Source organism: Vibrio sp. 10N.261.45.E2 (genome assembly GCF_002875705.1).
In the GTDB taxonomy this organism is placed as follows: Bacteria; Pseudomonadota; Gammaproteobacteria; order Enterobacterales; family Vibrionaceae; genus Vibrio.
The window spans coordinates 50536-68944 of record NZ_MCZZ01000146.1; the positions used below are offsets into that span (position 1 = coordinate 50536).

Consider the following 18409-nt stretch of genomic DNA (forward strand, 5'->3'; position numbering starts at 1 on the left):
GAATTGTAATCAGCTAAAAACAAAAAGGCGACCTTTTGGTCGCCTTTCTTTATCTCTTTCTACTATCGAACTTACTTAGAATGTAAGCCTTTCTTTTCCAGCGCGCGGTAGATAAGCGTTTGCTGAATCAGAGTTACGATGTTCGATACTAGCCAGTAAAGAACCAGACCTGAAGGGAAGAACAGGAAGAAGAATGTGAACATAACCGGCATAAAGGTCATGATCTTCTGCTGCATAGGATCCGTTACAGTTGTCGGGCTCATCTTCTGGATTAGGAACATTGAAGCACCCATCAGAAGTGGCAAGATGTAGTATGGGTCTTGTGCTGAAAGGTCGGTAATCCAACCGAAGAACGGTGAGTGACGCAGTTCAACAGACTCCATTAGTGCCCAGTAAAGCGAAATGAAGATAGGCATTTGTAGAAGGATAGGTAAACAGCCACCTAGTGGGTTTACTTTCTCTTTCTTGTAAAGCTCCATCATTTCTTGGCTCATGCGTTGACGGTCGTCGCCAATACGCTCACGCATTGCAGTCAGCTTAGGCTGAAGCATACGCATTTTCGCCATAGACGTGTACTGAGCTTTCGTTAGTGGGTACATAGCACCACGAACGATGAAAGTTAGACAGATGATTGCCAGACCCCAGTTCACAACGATGCCTTGAATGAACGAAAGCAGAGTATGAAGTGGTTTAGCAATGAACCATAACCAACCGTAGTCAACTACTAGGTCTAGGTTTGGTGCAACAGCAGCCATTTGGTCTTGAAGTTTAGGACCAACCCAAAGCGTTGCTTTGAAGCTTGCTTCGTCGCCATTAGCGATGGTCTTGTTCGGCATGCGAACACCGATGTCGCCAAGGTTACCAATTACACGAGTGTAAAGGTTGCTGCCTGCTTCGTCGCGTGGAATCCAAGCACTAGCAAAGTAGTGTTGAATCATCGCTGCCCAACCTTGACCGTTTGCTAGGTTAAGAGACAGGTTGCGATCTTGCATGTCGTCGAAGCTGTATTTTTTGTAACGCGTATCTTCCGTAGAGTAAGCACCACCACGGTAAGTTGGCATTGTTAGGCTACCACCGTCATCCATAACGTTTTGACGTAGGTGAGCGTACATGCCGAATGTAGCGTTATTGCCAGAGTTGTTGATTACATCGTATTCAACGTCAATCGCGTAGCTGCCGCGCTTAAGTACGAATGTTTTTGTGTAATCAAGGCCGTTCGCTTGGTAAGTCATTGGGATGCGTAGTTCATCTTGACCTTCAGCCAGCGTAAAGCTGTCTGCTGAAACCGTGTAGCTAGGGCGGTTAGTGCTGCTTAAATCGATACCTTGAGGACCCACTAGACCGCTTTGAGCGATAAACTGGTGACCAGCTTCGTTTTTAAGAAGAACAAAAGTCTCTTCTGAATCGAACTCAGCAGAGTAATCGTTTAGGTTTGCTTTAACGACATCACCACCAACCGTATCAATTGACAGAGTCAGTACATCAGTTGTTACTGTGATAGTTTTAGCAGAAGCAACTTGACCAGGAGCCGGGTCTAGATCATCTGCATAAGATGGCGCTGGTAGGGTGCTGCCAGATTGTGCCTGCTCAACCGCTTGTGGTGCTGGATTCTGAGCTACGTTCCATTGTTGGAACAGTAGGAAAGAAACCAAAGCCAATGCGATTAACAGGATATTACGTTGAGAATCCATCGTTATTTATCTCTGTCTTGTTTTTGGACTGGTGGAACGGGGTCAAAGCCCCCTTCGTTCAAAGGATGGCATTTTAATAGACGTTTGCCTGATAACCAACACCCTTTTACAAAACCGTGAGCTTTCAACGCTTCTATCGCATATAAAGAGCAGGTTGGAGTAAATCGGCAGCGTGGGCCGATGAGTGGACTAATAAACCATCTATAAAAATAGATGGGTATTAGCGCTATCCACGCGAAGGGCGAGACAGGCGAAGCCATAATTTGTCGAGTAGCTTGAACATTTCTTCATTGCTTAAATCTTGCGCGCTCTTCTTAGCGATTACAACAAAATCTTTGTTAGGAAGTTTGTGTTGAGTGTTACGAAAGCTTTCACGAGTAAGACGCTTGAATCGGTTACGACCCACGGCTGTTTTAATCTGCTTTTTCGGAACGGCTAATCCAAGACGAGGATTTAAAAGAGAGTTATTTCGAGCAATGATGGTGAAATGAGGAGAGCCAGCTCGATGAGCTTGCTTGAAGACATTTTGATAATGTTCGGGAGTTAACAAGCGTAACTCCCGACCGAAGGCTAGCTTATTCAAAATAATCAAAGATTACTTAGAAAGACGCTTACGGCCTTTTGCACGACGTGCATTGATTGTTGCGCGACCGTTCTTAGTAGCCATGCGAGCACGGAAACCGTGAGTACGCTTACGCTTTAGAACTGTAGGTTGAAAAGTGCGTTTCATTGTAATTACCTTACTGATCAGTAGTTTTAGGTTTTTGTTAAACCCGGCGTGGGCATTTTTTCTCTTCTTTATATAAGAAAGGAAAACCGACGCCTCTCAACAAAGAGGCGGAATTGTAATCACTGTCACAAAAAGTGTCAATGATTGGGTTAACTAAAATTCCGGTCGGGGGATTATACGTAGAATAACTAAAATCACAAGGATCCTTAGTCGATCCCAACCTTATTTAAGAATTTTTTTAATTTAGGATCCTGTGGATTACCAAAAATATCCTGTGGAGATCCCTGCTCGACAATATGACCGTCAGCCATGAAGATCACTCGGTCTGCGACCTCTCTAGCGAACTGCATTTCATGGGTAACCACCAGCATGGTTTGATGTTGATTTGCCAGTTTTTTCATTAGGTTAAGCACCTCGCCAACCCACTCAGGATCGAGCGCTGAAGTTGGCTCATCAAACAGTAATAGCTCTGGTTGTAGTGCCATTGCACGGCCAATACCTACCCGTTGTTGTTGGCCACCTGAGAGCGCGGCTGGGTAGCTATCACCTTTGTCACCCAAGCCTATATCATCAAGTATTTGTTGTGCTTTTTCATGGGCTTGCTGTTTTTTCCAACCACGAACGGTTATTAAACCTTCAGCAATATTCTGTCTCGCGGTTTGGTGAGCGAACAGTGCATAGTTCTGGAACACAAAGCCGGTCTTACGACGCAGTGCAAGCACCTCTGCTTTAGTGTGTTTCTGAGCATCAACCTTGATATCATCAATAGAAATGGTGCCTTGATCGGCTTGCTCTAGAAAATTCACACAACGCAGCAAGGTAGACTTACCTGTACCACTTGAACCTATGATGACAATTATCTCACCTTGTTTGATTTCTAGGTCGATCCCTTTCAAAACTTCGGTGTCACCAAACTGCTTGTGGATATTTTGTAATTTGATCATCGTACATACGCCTTATTCAGTTTCACTTCGGCCCAAATTTGAATACGAGTGAGGATAACCACCACGCCCCAGTAAATCAGCGCTACCGCTAAGAAAGCCTCGAAGAAGCGAAAACTTGAAGAAGCCTCCATCTGAGCTTTAGCCATGATTTCAGCCACACCTAGGGTGAATGCAAGTGAAGTCGATTTGATCATGTCGATGAAGTAATTCATCAGTGAAGGCAGTGCCACGCGAGTTGCTTGCGGTAATATCACTCGGCGCATCGCTTGGCTGGTAGTCATACCTACCGAAAGGCTGGCTTCCATTTGGCTGCGATCAATTCCGATAATCGCGGCACGAATACTCTCTGCCATATACGCGGCAAAGTGCAGGGTTAAGCCAATTACAGCGGCGCTGAAGGCATCTAAGCCAACCATCCACGGAAATACTTGTGGCAAGCCGTAATAAAGGAGGAACAGCTGTACCAACAGTGGTGTGCCTCTAAAGAAGCTAATATACAGTTGGCTGAGTTGGTCGAGTACTGGGATTTTGAATGCACGAATGTTCGCCAGTATCAGAGACAAGATCAGAGCAAAGAACAAGCCCCAGATCGCCATCTCCATTGTGGTGCCCAGATACTTCAGTAGTATCGGCAACAGCTCTAGCATGTAATTAAAGTCAAATCCCATAATCTATCTCGTATTTTTATTGGAAGTGTTGTTCTATATGTAAGTACTGTTTTATACGGTTTTTTAATCAGTGCACAAAAGCAAAAAGCCCACCGCAGTATAAAGCAGTGGGCCTTGAATGGAGAAAGTGAGTAATTACTTCTGAGTAATGTCCGCACCAAACCATTTCTGAGAGATACTTTCTAGCGTACCATCTGCGCGCATTGCTGCTAATGCTTCGTTTACTTCGGCTTGCAGTTTTTTGCCGTTATCGTTGTCCACGAAAGGCCAAGCGTTTTCAATGGTTTCGAATGGCTGACCCGCTAGTTGTAATGGTAGACCAGTCTTCTTGATAAGCTCTAGTGCTGATAAGCGATCCATTACGAATGCATCTGCACGACCCAGTGCGACATCATGTTCAATACCTGTATCGTAGGTTTTTACATTGATCTTGCCATCTTTGTCGTAGCTGCGAAGCAGTTGTTCAAAGTTTGAGCCTAGGTTTACCGCAACCGTCTTGCCATCAAGATCTTCGATACCCTTAATGCTGTCATTACCTTTACGAACGGTAATTTGTGCGCCGTCTACTACGTATGGGTCTGCGAATAGGTATTTCGCTTTACGTGCATCCGTCATTGTAATTTGGTTTGAAATGGTATCGATACGACCCGTTTCAAGAAGACCAAACAGACCAGAGAAGTTTGCCGTTACGTATTCAACCTTGTAATCGTTACGCTTACCTATCTCATCCCATAAATCCACTTCAAAACCTTGTAGTTGGTCTTGTTTAACGAACGTAAACGGGAAATAGCGACCAGACATGCCGACTTTTACTTCAGTCGCAGCTTGAACAGTAGCAGCAGAGAGTGCGATAGCCGCAATTGCAGCCTTAATCCAGTTATTCATTTGGTAACTCCTTATATTTATGGGATTGGATGTTACTGGGAAAATGCTCACTAGAATAAATAACCAGATGTTATTAACCATAACCAGATTGAATTCCCGATTTGGGGATAACTAACAAGGATCCGGGCATAAGTGGATCATTGTGTGAGTAAATTTGGGGCAAGATGTGTGGATCCACCGATAAATTACAAATTTATTGTGAATAACTTGGATCTTATTCACTGGATCTGTGATCAATTGCTGGTGATCTGACTTATCAACAGGTAAAATTAGCAGTCATTTCATATTACTTAAATAGAGTGAGGGCACCGTGTCATCTTCGCTTTGGTTGCAGTGTTTGCAACAGCTTCAAGAAGAGTTACCAGCTACAGAATTCAGTATGTGGGTTCGTCCGTTACAAGCGGAACTCAATGACAATACTCTAACTCTATTTGCACCGAACCGTTTCGTACTTGATTGGGTTCGTGATAAGTATCTAAATAGCATTAACCGCTTACTGCAAGAATATTGCGGTAACGATATCCCACATCTTCACTTTGAAGTGGGAAGTAAGCGTGTGGCTGCACCAAAGCCAGCGACACCGGCACCGACTCAAACTCGTACTGCAGCCGATGTAGCCGCTGAATCATCAGCACCTGCGCAATTACAAGCTCGCAAGCCAGTCCATAATATCTGGCGTGATGAAGAGCCTGTTGCGGTTGACTTGAACCACCGCTCAAACGTGAACCCAAAGCACAAGTTCAATAACTTTGTTGAAGGTAAGTCGAACCAACTGGGTTTGGCTGCGGCACGTCAGGTTTCTGATAACCCTGGAACAGCCTACAACCCGTTATTCTTATACGGCGGCACTGGTCTAGGTAAAACGCACTTATTGCATGCGGTGGGTAACGCCATTGTTGATAATAAGCCGAATGCAAAAGTGGTTTACATGCACTCTGAGCGTTTTGTTCAGGATATGGTTAAGGCGCTGCAAAACAACGCGATTGAAGAATTTAAACGTTACTACCGTAGTGTTGATGCATTGCTTATCGATGACATCCAATTCTTTGCTAATAAAGAGCGTTCTCAAGAAGAGTTCTTCCATACCTTTAACGCGCTGCTTGAAGGCAACCAACAGATCATCCTAACGTCTGACCGTTATCCAAAAGAGATCAACGGTGTAGAAGATCGTCTTAAATCTCGCTTCGGCTGGGGTTTGACGGTAGCGATTGAGCCACCAGAGCTTGAGACGCGTGTTGCGATCTTGATGAAGAAAGCCGAAGACCACCAAATTCACCTAGCGGATGAAGTGGCGTTCTTTATTGCGAAGCGTCTACGTTCGAACGTTCGTGAGCTTGAAGGCGCATTGAACCGTGTTATTGCGAATGCAAATTTCACTGGCCGCCCGATCACGATTGATTTTGTGCGTGAAGCTCTGCGTGACCTACTTGCGCTGCAAGAAAAACTGGTCACCATTGATAATATTCAAAAGACAGTAGCCGAGTACTACAAAATCAAAGTGGCTGACCTACTGTCTAAGCGTCGTTCTCGTTCTGTTGCTCGTCCACGTCAATTGGCGATGGCATTGGCTAAAGAGTTAACCAACCACAGCTTGCCTGAGATTGGCGATGCATTCGGTGGTCGTGACCACACGACGGTATTGCATGCTTGTCGTAAGATTGCTCAGCTGCGTGAAGAGAGCCACGACATTAAAGAAGATTATTCGAACTTGATTCGTACCCTTTCTTCTTAATACACAGTATTCTTAACCTTAATAAGCAGAATCTTGGCCACGTACTATTACGCAGTGCCATTTAGACCGTAAGAGCAAGATATGAAATTTACCATTGAACGTAGTCACCTGATTAAGCCATTACAACAAGTATCTGGCGCACTCGGTGGCAGGCCAACGCTTCCAATTCTAGGAAACCTACTGATTAAAGTAGAAGATAACGTGTTGTCGATGACAGCAACGGATCTAGAAGTTGAACTGATCAGCCGCGTAACGCTTGAAGGTGATTTCGAAGCGGGCAGCATTACCGTACCTTCACGTAAATTCCTAGATATCTGTCGTGGATTGCCAGATAACTCAGTGATCACTGTAGTATTGGATGGTGACCGTATTCAGGTTCGCTCTGGTCGTAGCCGCTTCTCATTAGCAACATTACCTGCGGCAGATTTTCCAAATATTGAAGACTGGAGCAGTGAAGTTGAAGTGTCAGTGACACAAGCTGAACTTCGTGGTCTTATCGAGAAAACACAATTCTCAATGGCGAACCAAGACGTTCGTTATTACCTCAACGGTATGTTGTTTGAGATTGAAGGTTCTATCTTGCGCAGCGTGGCGACCGATGGTCACCGTATGGCGGTATCTCAAGCACAATTGGGTGCGGATTTTGCTCAGAAGCAGATCATTGTTCCTCGTAAAGGTGTTCAAGAGCTAGTGAAGCTATTAGATGCACCTGAACAGCCAGTAACACTGCAAATTGGTAACTCTAACGTGCGTGCTGAAGTGAACAACTATGTCTTTACTTCTAAGCTAGTTGACGGTCGTTTCCCTGATTATCGCCGCGTAATGCCGCAAAATACCACCAAAACACTGGAAGCGGGTTGTGATGAGTTACGTTCAGCATTTTCTCGCGCTGCGATTCTATCGAATGAAAAATTCCGTGGTGTTCGCGTTAACCTTGCTGATAGCGAGATGCGTATTACAGCGAACAACCCAGAGCAAGAAGAAGCAGAAGAAGTACTTGATGTTAACTTCGACGGTGACGCACTAGAGATTGGTTTCAACGTAAGCTACGTATTGGATGTTCTGAACACACTGCGTTGTGAACAAGTTCGTATCTCAATGTCAGATGCAAATGCGAGTGCGCTTATCGAAAATGCACAAGATGACAGCGCGATGTACGTTGTTATGCCAATTCGCTTATAAGCCACCATGTGTTGAACTATCGAGTCGTGATTGAAGATTAATATGAAGACGTTATGCCTTTATCGCGCTTAATCGTTAAGCAGTTTAGAAATATTGAAGCCTGTGACATTCAACCGTCATCAGGCTTTAACTTTCTTATAGGGGCTAACGGAAGCGGCAAAACCAGCGTCCTTGAAGCGGTATATCTGCTCGGACACGGTCGCTCATTCAAGAGTTCACTCACCGGTCGTATCATACAAAACGAGTGTAGTGAGCTGTTTGTACATGGCCGTTTTATGACCTCGGATCAATTTGAGCTGCCAATTGGCATTAATAAGCAGCGCGATGGCACGACAGAGGTTAAAATAAGCGGTCAAACTGGGCAAAAGTTGGCTCAGTTAGCTCAAGTCTTACCTTTGCAGTTGATTCACCCCGAAGGGTTTGATTTACTGACAGATGGACCTAAGCATCGCCGAGCATTCATTGATTGGGGAGTCTTCCACAGTGAGTCGGGCTTTTATGATGCCTGGGGCAGGGTAAAGCGTCTCAATAAGCAGCGAAACGCCTTATTGAAAACGGCAACGCACTATCGAGAGCTGAGCTATTGGGACCAAGAATTGGCCCGATTGGCAGAAAGCATCAGTCAGTGGCGTGCCACCTATGTAGATCAGCTCAAAGAAGTCGCCGAAGAAATCTGTGCGACCTTCCTTCCTGAGTTTGAGATAAAGATTAACTATTATCGTGGCTGGGATAAAGACACCCCATACGCCGAGATATTAGAGAAGAATTTTGAAAGGGATCAGCAGCTTGGTTACACCTTTAGTGGGCCAAACAAAGCGGATCTGAAGATAAAAGTGAACGGCACTCCAGTGGAAGATGTCTTGTCACGAGGTCAATTGAAGTTGATGGTGTGCGCGCTGCGAGTAGCACAAGGGCAACACCTCACTCAAATGACAGGTAAGCAGTGCATCTATTTGATAGATGACTTCGCTTCCGAATTAGATAGCCAACGCCGAGCACGTCTTGCTGAGTGTTTAAAGGCGACCCAGGCTCAAGTTTTTGTAAGCTCTATTACCGCTGATCAGATTGCAGATATGCATGACGAAAATAGCAGGATGTTTCATGTGGAACATGGCAAAATAGAGCAAGGATAATTAGTCAGAGAGTAACTATGTCAGATAATTACGATTCATCGAGTATTAAGGTACTGAAGGGTCTGGATGCGGTTCGTAAGCGTCCTGGAATGTACATTGGCGACACGGATGATGGTACCGGTCTGCACCACATGGTTTTTGAGGTGGTAGATAACTCTATTGATGAAGCGCTAGCTGGTCACTGTAATGACATCATTGTAACTATCCATGAAGATAGTTCTGTGTCTGTTCGCGATGACGGCCGTGGTATTCCAACAGAATTGCACCCAGAAGAAAACGTATCAGCAGCAGAAGTAATCATGACGGTTCTTCACGCTGGTGGTAAGTTCGATGATAACTCGTACAAAGTATCTGGTGGTCTGCACGGTGTTGGTGTTTCAGTAGTTAACGCACTTTCTAAGCAAGTTACTCTTACTATCCACCGTGGTGGCAAAATCCATACTCAAACTTACAGCCATGGTGAGCCTCAAGCGCCACTAGCGATTGTAGGTGATACAGATAAAACGGGTACAGAGATTCGTTTCTGGCCAAGTGAAGAAACCTTCACTAACATCGAGTTCCATTACGACATTTTAGCTAAGCGTCTACGCGAGCTATCATTCTTGAACTCAGGTGTGTCAATTAAGCTAATTGACGAGCGCGAAGAAGACAAAATGGATCACTTCGAATACGAAGGCGGCATTCAAGCGTTTGTTGAACACCTTAATACGAACAAAACGCCAATCATCCAAAAAATCTTCCACTTTAACTCTGAGCGTGAAGACGGCATTACCGTTGAAGTTGCGATGCAGTGGAATGATGGCTACCAAGAAAACATCTACTGTTTCACCAACAACATCCCTCAACGCGATGGTGGTGCTCACTTAGCGGGTTTCCGTGCTGCGCTAACGCGTACTCTGAACAGCTTCATGGACAAGGAAGGCTTCTCTAAGAAAGCGAAGACTGCAACCTCTGGTGATGATGCTCGTGAAGGTTTGACAGCGATTGTTTCTGTTAAAGTGCCTGATCCTAAGTTCTCAAGCCAAACGAAAGACAAGCTGGTTTCTTCAGAAGTGAAGTCTGCCGTTGAATCTACAATGGGTGAGAAGCTATCTGAGTTCCTGATTGAGAACCCAGGTGAAGCTAAAGCGGTTTGTTCTAAAATTATTGATGCAGCACGTGCTCGTGATGCAGCGCGTAAAGCTCGTGAAATGACTCGTCGTAAAGGCGCATTAGATTTAGCGGGTCTTCCAGGTAAACTTGCTGACTGTCAGGAAAAAGATCCTGCAATGTCTGAACTATACATTGTGGAAGGAGACTCTGCTGGCGGTTCAGCTAAGCAGGGGCGTAACCGTAAGAACCAAGCAATCCTACCTCTGAAAGGTAAAATCCTTAACGTAGAGAAAGCGCGTTTCGATAAGATGCTGTCTTCTCAAGAAGTAGCAACGCTAATCACAGCGCTTGGTTGTGGTATTGGCCGTGACGAATACAACCCAGATAAACTGCGTTACCACAACATCATCATCATGACCGATGCCGATGTCGATGGTTCTCACATCCGTACTCTGCTACTGACGTTCTTCTACCGTCAAATGCCTGAGCTTATCGAACGTGGTTACATCTACATTGCTCAACCACCACTTTACAAAGTGAAGAAAGGTAAGCAAGAGCAGTACATTAAAGATGAAGATGCGATGAACCAGTATCAAGTATCTTTGGCTCTAGATAATGCAGAACTGCACGTAAACCCTGAAGCGCCAGCATTTGCAGGTGAAGGTTTAGAGAAGCTTGTTCAGCAATACAACGCGGGTATCAAGCTAGTGGATCGTATGAGCCGCCGTTACCCACGTGCATTGGTTCACGAACTGATTTACGTTCCTCGCCTAACAGCTGAGCAATGTCATGATGACGCGGCAGTTGAAGCTTGGGGCAAGCAGCTTGTTGAGCAGCTAAACGCGAAAGAAGTGGGTGCTAGCCAATACAGCCTTGAAGTTGAAAAACACGAAGAGCTAGGTTTAAGCGTTCCTAAGATTGTAGTTCGTACTCATGGTGTGACTCATGAACACGTACTGAGCATCGATCTTATTAACTCTAAAGAGTTTGCTAAGCTGGCCGATCTTTCTGAAGCACTTGATGGCTTGATTGAAGAAGGCGCTTACATCAAGCGTGGTGAGCGTACTCAAGAAGTGTCTAGCTTCGTTGAAGCTCTGAACTGGTTAGTGAAAGAGTCTCGTCGTGGTCTAAGCCTGCAGCGATACAAAGGTCTAGGTGAGATGAACCCTGATCAACTTTGGGAAACCACGATGGATCCTGAAACTCGCCGTATGATGCAAGTAACGATTGAAGATGCTGTTGGTGCGGATCTGTTGTTTACGACGCTAATGGGTGACCAAGTTGAACCTCGCCGTAATTTCATCGAAGAGAATGCACTTAAAGTAGCTAACCTAGACGTTTAGTATCTTTGATACTTCGCTCTTTCGCTTAATTTCTGTGTCAGAGGTGCTCACATACATTCGTATGCTCCGCGCCTCTTCCTTGAACTAAAACGAAATAGCTTCGTCTCAAAAAACTAAATATATTATTTAAAAGACTGCCAGAAATGGCGGTCTTTTTTGTTTTTAAGTGATTGAAAAATATTGGATTGTAAAAATAATTGAAAATAATCCCTTGAAACTGTTTTGTTCAATCCATATATCTATTTGTGAAGAGGATGGCTGTCTTGCTCTACAAGAGAAGAAACAGAACCTTCATTACCGCTGACGAAATATCGCTCAATAGAGGATAACTTTCGCAGCACACAACTTAAAAATTGATTCACTGTCATGTCCCAGAGTTGTCGCCAATAGAGGTGAAACCCGAGGAATGCGAATTGAATCTCTTAGCTGTTTACTGGGTCATTCACAGGTTCGATCTAAGTAAAATTCGCAGCTAAGACTATTGCTTACTAAAAGGATAGCATTATGAGAACTGTAGATTTCACTCCACTTTACCGCAACGCAATCGGCTTCGATCGTCTATTCAACATGATGGAAGCGAACACATCGAAGAACTCTTCTGGCGGTTACCCTCCATACAACATCGAGCAAAAAGACGAAAACAACTACCGTATTACTATGGCAGTCGCAGGTTTTGCTGATGACCAATTAGATCTGACTCAGAAAGAGAACATGCTAATTGTGAAAGGTGAGCGTAAAGCAGAAGCAGAGAAAACCTTCGTATACCAAGGTATCGCAGAGCGTGATTTCGAGCGTAAATTCCAACTGGCAGACTACGTAAAAGTAGTAGGTGCAAGCATGGAAAATGGTCTTCTTCACATCGACCTAGAACGCGAAATCCCAGAAGCGATGCAACCTCGTAAGATTGCTATTAATGGTAATAGCCTACTAGAAGGTTAATACCCGTCATACTTGAAGCTACAGCGTTGTTGACGTCGTAAATTCCCCCTAATCACATAGGTTCCCTATGCTCATAGGGTTGAATTTCCTAGTCGCCTAGCTGAACCCCCAATTATTTAGGGGATTCAAGTGATAAAAACTATCGGGAAGTAAAAGTGAAAGAGCACCCCATGAGGTGCTCTTTTTGTATTTGGTCTACGGTAAGCTAAAAGCTCTTATTACTGCTCTGAGTAAGCCTTTTTCACTTCTTCTGCAATGATCGCAATACCTTTCTGCATCGCTTCATCGTCTTGAACGTAGTTCATACGCAAGCATTGGTGAGCATGATCCCACTCGTCTTCTTGGCCGATAAAGAAGTATTCACCCGGAACAATCAATACACCGCGAGCTTTAAGGCGGTCGTACAGTTCCATGGTGGTAATAGGCAGTTCATCAAACCATAGCCATAAGAATATTGCGCCCTCAGGCTTGTGGATACGGAAGCGTGGGTCATCGATAGCATCTTGTAGTAACTCGACAGCACGTAGAGATTTGTCTTTATAGAAAGGTTTGATTACCTCACTGCTCAAGCGGAGTAGGTCGCCTTTCTCAATCATGTGGTTGGCAATAGCAGGGCCGACACTGTTTGGCGCTAAGCTGATGATTCCATTCATGTTGGTCAATGCTTGTGTTACTTCTTCACTCGCAATCACGATACCGCAACGAACACCCGGCAAGCCAAGTTTAGAAAGGCTCATACACAGAATGGTATTTTCATTCCAAAACGGTTCGACATCTTCAAAGATGATGTTTGGAAATGGTAGGCCGTAAGCATTGTCGATCAGCAATGGAATGTTGTTTTCACGCGCCAGCTTATCCAGTTTACGTACTTCTTCGTCGGTCAGTACGTTACCCGTCGGGTTCGTTGGACGAGATGCACAGATAGCCGCCACCGAGTCATCCACTTTTAGCTGTTCGAAATCGACGTGATATTTGAACTGGCGGTTTTCTAGCAGCTCGATCTCAGGGTGGTAAGAGATAAAGATATCGTCATCAATACCAGCATCGCCGTAGCCGATGTATTCCGGCGCGATCGGTAACAAAATCTTCTTGTGGGAACCGTCAGGCTGTTGACCTGCTAATAGGTTGAACAGGTAAAAGAAACCACTTTGACTGCCGTTAGTCAGGCTGATGTTCTTTTCGCTGATGTCCCAACCGTAGGTCTCTTTCAGCATTGCTGCTAACGATTTGATGAAGCTGTCTTTGCCCTGTGGACCATCGTAGTTGGCGAGGGCGGCGATGAGTTCTCCACTGGCGAGCATGTCGGCACTGGCTTGGTTAAAGTAATCGAGCATGGCTGGGATAGCGGCTGGGTTACCACCACCGAGCATGATAGCGCCAGGAGTGCGCAGACCATCATTCAAATCATCCATTAAACGAGTGATTCCAGAGTATCGATTAAACTTTTCGCCAAACTTAGAGAACTGCATTACTAATTTTACCTAATTCATTGTGATTGCTTGTTATGTGTCATTAAGGCAGACCTTATGTCTGCCATCAGTGTATTCCTTGAACATACCGCAATGTTTTTGCGACGCATAGCGCCAAATGCTCTAACACGTAAAAAACTTCTATAAAGTTTGGTTAATGAGTAACAGCTTGCTTATTGAGCGTACCTTTAGCGATAAAAAAAAGGAGAAGCCTAAGCTTCTCCTCTAGTTTCTGGTATGTATGTTAATGAAGGTTTACTTTGAACCTGTATAAACGACTAATACCTTGTCATCTTGGTACTGGCGTTCGAACGCATAGTAGCCCTTGCTGTTGCGGATGATGTGCTTACCCTGCGCAACGGCTGGATGGCGCAGGCGGAATTGGCCAAGTGCTTGCCAGTGTTCTAGCAACTCTGCACGTTCGCCGGTGATTTGATCCCAAGGCATGTCAGAGCGAGTGCCTTGCATAGGATCGGAACCCGTTGGGCCAAAGTCTCGTGCAATTTCATCCCCGTAATAGATCTGCACTGCTCCCGGAGCTAGCATCAACGCGTTTGCTGCTTTGGTTTGTTTCGCAAAGTCGCTGCCGTGTTGTGTCCAGAATAGCGAGGTGTCGTGAGACGATAGATAGCTCAATACGTTGAATTCGCTGTCGTGATTGATCTTCTCAGCATAACGAAGGTAATCGGCATCGAGATCTGATAGGCATTTAAGCGCCTTTGGTGCGATATCACTCTGGAATTCAAAGTTGATGATCGAATCAAAGCCATTCGCAAAATAGTCTGATTTGACCACGCTGTGTGCCCATACTTCGCCAGTCATCCAGAAAGGTAGGTCATCCAAGGCTTTGTCGGGGTTGTTCTGCTTCCACTCAGCTAACGCTTGGTTGGTACTCTCTTTCAATTCTACCCATGCTTCTAGTTCTACGTGTTTAGCGGTATCGACCCTGAAACCATCGACACCATATTCGCGTACCCAATCCGACAACCAAGTGATTAAGTGATCACGGGGTGTTTTGAGTTCATCGGTCGCGCTGGTGGATTTGTTGCGATAGAAGTTCGGAAGCCCAGTTGTCTCTGTTGATTCGGTTTTGAAATCGGGCAGATGTGCCAGAGACATGGTCAGGTTGTTGTAACCCGGGGAATCATAGGCGCCGATATCGCTGCGTAGCCAAGCTTTACCCCACCACTTCTCCCACGCTTCTTTGTCGCTGTATGAGATGTAGTTGTTGAAATAGTGCCAGTTCTGACCTTTAGCGGGCTGCCAGTCTGTCCAGTTTTCGCCAAGTGTTTTCGTTGCTTCTTCATCCGTTAGGTTGAGTTTGCCAAAATCAAACTCTTGCATGTCGGCAAGCGTCGCGTATCCCGTGTGGTTCATTACCACATCCCAGACAACGCGAATGCCTTTGCTGTGTGCGGTATCGATGAAGGTTTTCAGTTCATCTTCGGTGCCCATGTTGTCATCGAGCTTGGTCCAGTCTTGATGGTAATAGCCATGGTAGCCGTAGTGTTTGAAGTCACCTCGGTCACCGCCGCCAACCCAGCCGTGGATTTGCTCTAATGGAGACGTTATCCAAATAGCATTAGCACCGAGTGATTCTATGTAATCGAGCTTTTCGGTTAAGCCGGCTAAGTCACCACCGTGGAAAGTGCCGATTTCATCTTGTCCGTCTTGGCTGCGACCATAGCTGTTGTCGTTATCAGGATTACCATTATGGAAACGGTCGGTCATTACGAAGTAAACCGTGGCGTTGTCCCAACTAAAATCGGCCTTGGTTTCTGGTTCAACTTTCTCAAGCAGCAGAACGCCTTGGCTGTTTTCTGCAGGCTGCATGGTGACGTTGCCATTAATTACTGTGACTTGTTTGCCTGAAAGAGCGTCTCTTACCACGGTGCCATCATCAAAGGTTTGAGCAACATCGATAGTGGTTGGCTGATCACTAGAAACCGGACAAGCAAAGCTTTGTACTTGTTGTTGCTTTGGCTTTACCTGAACCGTCAGTTCATTGGTTTGTGGGTTGAGCGTAAATTGGTAGGTGTTAGCACGAAAGACCTTAATATCAATTTCAGATTTATCGGCGCAGTCGTCTAGGCGAAGGGGTTTATTGAACTTGATGCGACTCTCTTCGGCCAGCGCATAATTGGTGCCACAGGTATTTTGAGTATCGCTGATTGAGAAGGTATAGCTACCTTTCGCGAGTTCCTGTTCTGCAATCACGGTGCCTTTACCGGATGATTCGAATACGACAGTGTCGTTATCAATCGTCAGTAATAGGTTGTTGTCACTGGTTTGGCTGCATGCGCTGAGTGCCAGCATTGAAAGCGCGAGTACTGTTTTTTTCATTGTTCCCTTCCCCTGAATAAACAGGTCAGTTATAGCAAACAATGCCCTCTACAGTCTGAGTGCTGTTTCATTCAGTAGGTCAATAAAACCTCTACAAATAAATGCTTGGTTCACAAAAACAAAAAGGGAAGCTTTCGCTTCCCTTTGGGTGTTTATCTTTAGATAACTAAAGTAACTTTATCAATCGTACTTATTTTTGCAGTAGAGAGATGTCAGCAATCTGTAGGAACAGGTTACGTAGGTTGTTCAGTAGCGTTAGACGGTTCTTCTTAAGCGCTTCGTCATCAGCCATAACCATTACGTTATCGAAGAATGCATCAACAGGTTCACGTAGGTCAGCAAGTTTGCTTAGGGCTTCTTGGTAGTTGCCTGTTGCGAATGCTGGTTCTAGTGCTTCCGTCATTACTGTAACGTTCTCAGCCAGTGCTTTCTCTGCGTCTTCTTGAAGAAGAGTTAGATCGATTTCAGCAGCTAGCTCGCCATCGAATTTCGCAAGGATGTTACCTACACGTTTGTTCGCTGCTGCTAGTGCTTCTGCTGCTTCCAATTCACGGAAGTGAGAAACCGCTTTAACACGTTGGTCAAAGTCAGCTGGCTTAGTTGGACGACGTGCTAGCACCGCTTGAATGATATCAACGCTGAAACCAGCATCTTGGTACCATGCGCGGAAACGACCTAGCATGAAGTCGATAACGTCAGCTTCTACGTTGTCGTTGGTTAGCTTGTCGCCTAGTAGCTCTTTCGCTTTACCGATCAGATCGGTTAGGTCTAGGTTGTAGCCGTTTTCAACGATGATACGTAGCACACCTAGAGACGCACGACGAAGTGCAAATGGGTCAGAACCTTTTGGTGCTTGACCAATACCGAAGATACCTACGATAGTGTCTAGCTTGTCTGCCATTGCAACTGCAGAAGAGATACCAGTGCTTGGTAGATCGTCACCAGCGAAACGAGGCATGTACTGCTCGTAAAGTGCTAGTGCAACTTGCTCGTCTTCACCATCGTGAGTCGCATAGTGCATACCCATTACACCTTGTGTATCCGTGAATTCGAATACCATAGATGTCATTAGGTCACACTTAGCTAGAAGGCCTGCACGCTTAGACTTTTCAACGTCAGCATCGATTTGCTCAGCGATGTAGCCAGCAAGTTCAGTGATGCGGTCTGTTTTGTCTTTGATAGTACCAAGCTGCTTCTGGAAGATAGCTTGGTCTAGCTCAGGAAGACGGTCGATCAGCGGACGCTTACGGTCTGTGTTGAAGAAGAACTCAGCATCAGCAAGACGTGGACGAACCACTTTCTCATTACCTTCGATAACGTGACGAGGCTCTTTAGACTCGATGTTTGATACGAAGATAAAGTTCGGAAGGAGCTTCTTGTTATCGTCGTAAACAGGGAAGTACTTTTGGTCACCTTTCATGGTGTAAACCAAAGCTTCAGAAGGTACTTTTAGGAACTCTTCTTCAAACTTCGCTGTAAGTACTACTGGCCATTCAACCAGAGACGTTACTTCTTCAACAAGGTCATCTTCTAGGTCAGCTTTACCGCCAACCGCTGCTGCCGCTTTTTGCGAATCAGCAAGGATGATTGCTTTACGTGCTTCGTAATCTGCCATTACTTTACCGCGCTCTTCTAGGATCGCAGGGTATTGGTCAGCAGAATCGATTGTGAACTCTTGTTCGCCCATGAAACGGTGGCCACGGATAGTACGAGCAGATGCTACGCCTAGGATTTCGCCTTCAATAAGCTCATCACCTAGTAGTACTGTCAGTGTTTTCACTGGACGGATAAATTGAATGTCTGAGTTACCCCAGCGCATTGCTTTAGGGATTGGTAGGCCAGCCAGTGCTTTTGCAGCAATGTCCATCACCAATTCTTGAACAGGTTTGCCAGCTACTTCTTGTTTGAAAAGAAGCCACTCGCCTTTGTCTGTTTTTAGACGGTCAGCTTGCTCAACAGTAATACCGTTACCACGAGCCCAACCTTGTGCTGCCTTGGTCGCGTTGCCTTCCGCATCGAATGCTACAGAAACAGCAGGACCACGTTTTTCAACGACTTTGTCTGCTTGGCCTTCAGCCAGTGCTGTTACTTTAAGTGCTAGACGACGAGGTGCTGCGTACCACTTGATGCCTTCGTGAGAAAGCTCAGCCGTTTTAAGACCCGCTTCAAAGTTAGAAGCAAAGGCTTCTGCTAGAGAACGAAGCGCCGTTGGTGGAAGCTCTTCCGTACCCAGTTCAATTAGAAAATTCTTCGCCATG

Annotated in this window: 15 protein-coding genes; 5 read left to right on the forward strand and 10 right to left on the reverse strand. The window is 45.4% G+C overall.

The window, feature by feature from the left end; translation table 11 throughout:
* Positions 1-71 precede the first annotated feature (71 nt).
* From yidC to BCT34_RS19220, 7 genes are all read right to left on the reverse strand, one after another.
* Positions 72-1691, reverse strand: a complete 1620-nt coding sequence (gene yidC, locus BCT34_RS19190) for a membrane protein insertase YidC (protein ID WP_076654323.1) — start codon at positions 1689-1691, stop codon at positions 72-74.
* Between the two features lie 2 nt (positions 1692-1693).
* Positions 1694-1951, reverse strand: a complete 258-nt coding sequence (gene yidD / locus BCT34_RS19195) for a membrane protein insertion efficiency factor YidD (protein ID WP_004735802.1) — start codon at positions 1949-1951, stop codon at positions 1694-1696.
* Positions 1918-2241 (reverse strand): ribonuclease P protein component, encoded by a 324-nt coding sequence (rnpA, locus tag BCT34_RS19200; protein ID WP_241902817.1) that lies wholly within the window; start codon positions 2239-2241, stop codon positions 1918-1920. The genes yidD and rnpA overlap by 34 nt, the downstream gene beginning before the upstream one ends.
* A 45-nt stretch (positions 2242-2286) precedes the next feature.
* Complete coding sequence (rpmH, locus tag BCT34_RS19205) at positions 2287-2421, reverse strand: 50S ribosomal protein L34 (RefSeq protein WP_004735800.1); 135 nt, start codon at positions 2419-2421, stop codon at positions 2287-2289.
* Between the two features lie 206 nt (positions 2422-2627).
* Positions 2628-3365 carry an amino acid ABC transporter ATP-binding protein gene (locus BCT34_RS19210; protein ID WP_060983465.1) on the reverse strand — a complete coding sequence of 246 codons (738 nt, stop codon included), beginning with the start codon at positions 3363-3365 and terminating at the stop codon, positions 2628-2630.
* On the reverse strand, positions 3362-4033 hold the full coding sequence (locus BCT34_RS19215; protein WP_076654322.1) for an amino acid ABC transporter permease: 672 nt from the start codon (positions 4031-4033) through the stop codon (positions 3362-3364). The genes BCT34_RS19210 and BCT34_RS19215 overlap by 4 nt, the downstream gene beginning before the upstream one ends.
* Positions 4034-4168: 135 nt before the next feature.
* Positions 4169-4918, reverse strand: coding sequence for an amino acid ABC transporter substrate-binding protein (locus tag BCT34_RS19220; protein ID WP_009848135.1), 750 nt, complete (start codon positions 4916-4918; stop codon positions 4169-4171).
* 310 nt (positions 4919-5228) lie between these two features.
* Here BCT34_RS19220 and dnaA point away from each other — a divergent pair, with 310 nt between their 5' ends.
* From dnaA to BCT34_RS19245, 5 genes are all read left to right on the forward strand, one after another.
* Positions 5229-6650: a chromosomal replication initiator protein DnaA gene (gene dnaA / locus BCT34_RS19225; RefSeq protein ID WP_076654321.1), complete on the forward strand. Its 1422-nt coding sequence runs from the start codon at positions 5229-5231 to the stop codon at positions 6648-6650.
* Positions 6651-6731: 81 nt separating this feature from the next.
* Positions 6732-7832 (forward strand): DNA polymerase III subunit beta, encoded by a 1101-nt coding sequence (gene dnaN / locus BCT34_RS19230; RefSeq protein WP_017058809.1) that lies wholly within the window; start codon positions 6732-6734, stop codon positions 7830-7832.
* A 53-nt stretch (positions 7833-7885) separates the two neighbouring features.
* Entirely contained in the window at positions 7886-8965 is a 1080-nt protein-coding gene (gene recF, locus BCT34_RS19235) for a DNA replication/repair protein RecF (protein WP_019825571.1), read from the forward strand.
* A 17-nt stretch (positions 8966-8982) separates the two neighbouring features.
* Positions 8983-11400: a DNA topoisomerase (ATP-hydrolyzing) subunit B gene (gene gyrB / locus BCT34_RS19240; RefSeq protein ID WP_076654320.1), complete on the forward strand. Its 2418-nt coding sequence runs from the start codon at positions 8983-8985 to the stop codon at positions 11398-11400.
* 504 nt (positions 11401-11904) lie between these two features.
* The gene (locus BCT34_RS19245; protein ID WP_009848140.1) at positions 11905-12339 is read left to right on the forward strand and encodes an Hsp20 family protein; all 435 of its coding nucleotides are present in this window, start codon (positions 11905-11907) and stop codon (positions 12337-12339) included.
* Positions 12340-12557: 218 nt separating this feature from the next.
* On the opposite strand, the gene BCT34_RS19250 is transcribed toward BCT34_RS19245, so the two are convergent.
* The 3 genes from BCT34_RS19250 to glyS form a co-directional block, all read right to left on the reverse strand.
* Positions 12558-13808 (reverse strand): valine--pyruvate transaminase, encoded by a 1251-nt coding sequence (locus tag BCT34_RS19250; RefSeq protein ID WP_048611244.1) that lies wholly within the window; start codon positions 13806-13808, stop codon positions 12558-12560.
* Between the two features lie 255 nt (positions 13809-14063).
* Entirely contained in the window at positions 14064-16151 is a 2088-nt protein-coding gene (locus BCT34_RS19255) for an alpha-amylase (protein ID WP_076654319.1), read from the reverse strand.
* Between the two features lie 190 nt (positions 16152-16341).
* A complete protein-coding gene (gene glyS / locus BCT34_RS19260) occupies positions 16342-18408 on the reverse strand; it encodes a glycine--tRNA ligase subunit beta (RefSeq protein ID WP_076654318.1) in 2067 nt (688 codons plus the stop codon).
* Position 18409 lies beyond the last annotated feature (1 nt).

Bases quoted from the DNA above. Each gene is read 5' to 3' on its own strand.
- yidC (WP_076654323.1), bottom strand. From the start codon at position 1,691: ATGGATTCTCAACGTAATATCCTGTTAATCGCATTGGCTTTGGTTTCT.
- yidD (WP_004735802.1), bottom strand. From the start codon at position 1,951: ATGGCTTCGCCTGTCTCGCCCTTCGCGTGGATAGCGCTAATACCCATC.
- rpmH (WP_004735800.1), bottom strand. From the start codon at position 2,421: ATGAAACGCACTTTTCAACCTACAGTTCTAAAGCGTAAGCGTACTCAC.
- BCT34_RS19210 (WP_060983465.1), bottom strand. From the start codon at position 3,365: ATGATCAAATTACAAAATATCCACAAGCAGTTTGGTGACACCGAAGTT.
- BCT34_RS19215 (WP_076654322.1), bottom strand. From the start codon at position 4,033: ATGGGATTTGACTTTAATTACATGCTAGAGCTGTTGCCGATACTACTG.
- BCT34_RS19220 (WP_009848135.1), bottom strand. From the start codon at position 4,918: ATGAATAACTGGATTAAGGCTGCAATTGCGGCTATCGCACTCTCTGCT.
- dnaN (WP_017058809.1), top strand. From the start codon at position 6,732: ATGAAATTTACCATTGAACGTAGTCACCTGATTAAGCCATTACAACAA.
- recF (WP_019825571.1), top strand. From the start codon at position 7,886: ATGCCTTTATCGCGCTTAATCGTTAAGCAGTTTAGAAATATTGAAGCC.
- gyrB (WP_076654320.1), top strand. From the start codon at position 8,983: ATGTCAGATAATTACGATTCATCGAGTATTAAGGTACTGAAGGGTCTG.
- BCT34_RS19245 (WP_009848140.1), top strand. From the start codon at position 11,905: ATGAGAACTGTAGATTTCACTCCACTTTACCGCAACGCAATCGGCTTC.
- BCT34_RS19250 (WP_048611244.1), bottom strand. From the start codon at position 13,808: ATGCAGTTCTCTAAGTTTGGCGAAAAGTTTAATCGATACTCTGGAATC.
- BCT34_RS19255 (WP_076654319.1), bottom strand. From the start codon at position 16,151: ATGAAAAAAACAGTACTCGCGCTTTCAATGCTGGCACTCAGCGCATGC.
- glyS (WP_076654318.1), bottom strand. From the start codon at position 18,408: ATGGCGAAGAATTTTCTAATTGAACTGGGTACGGAAGAGCTTCCACCA.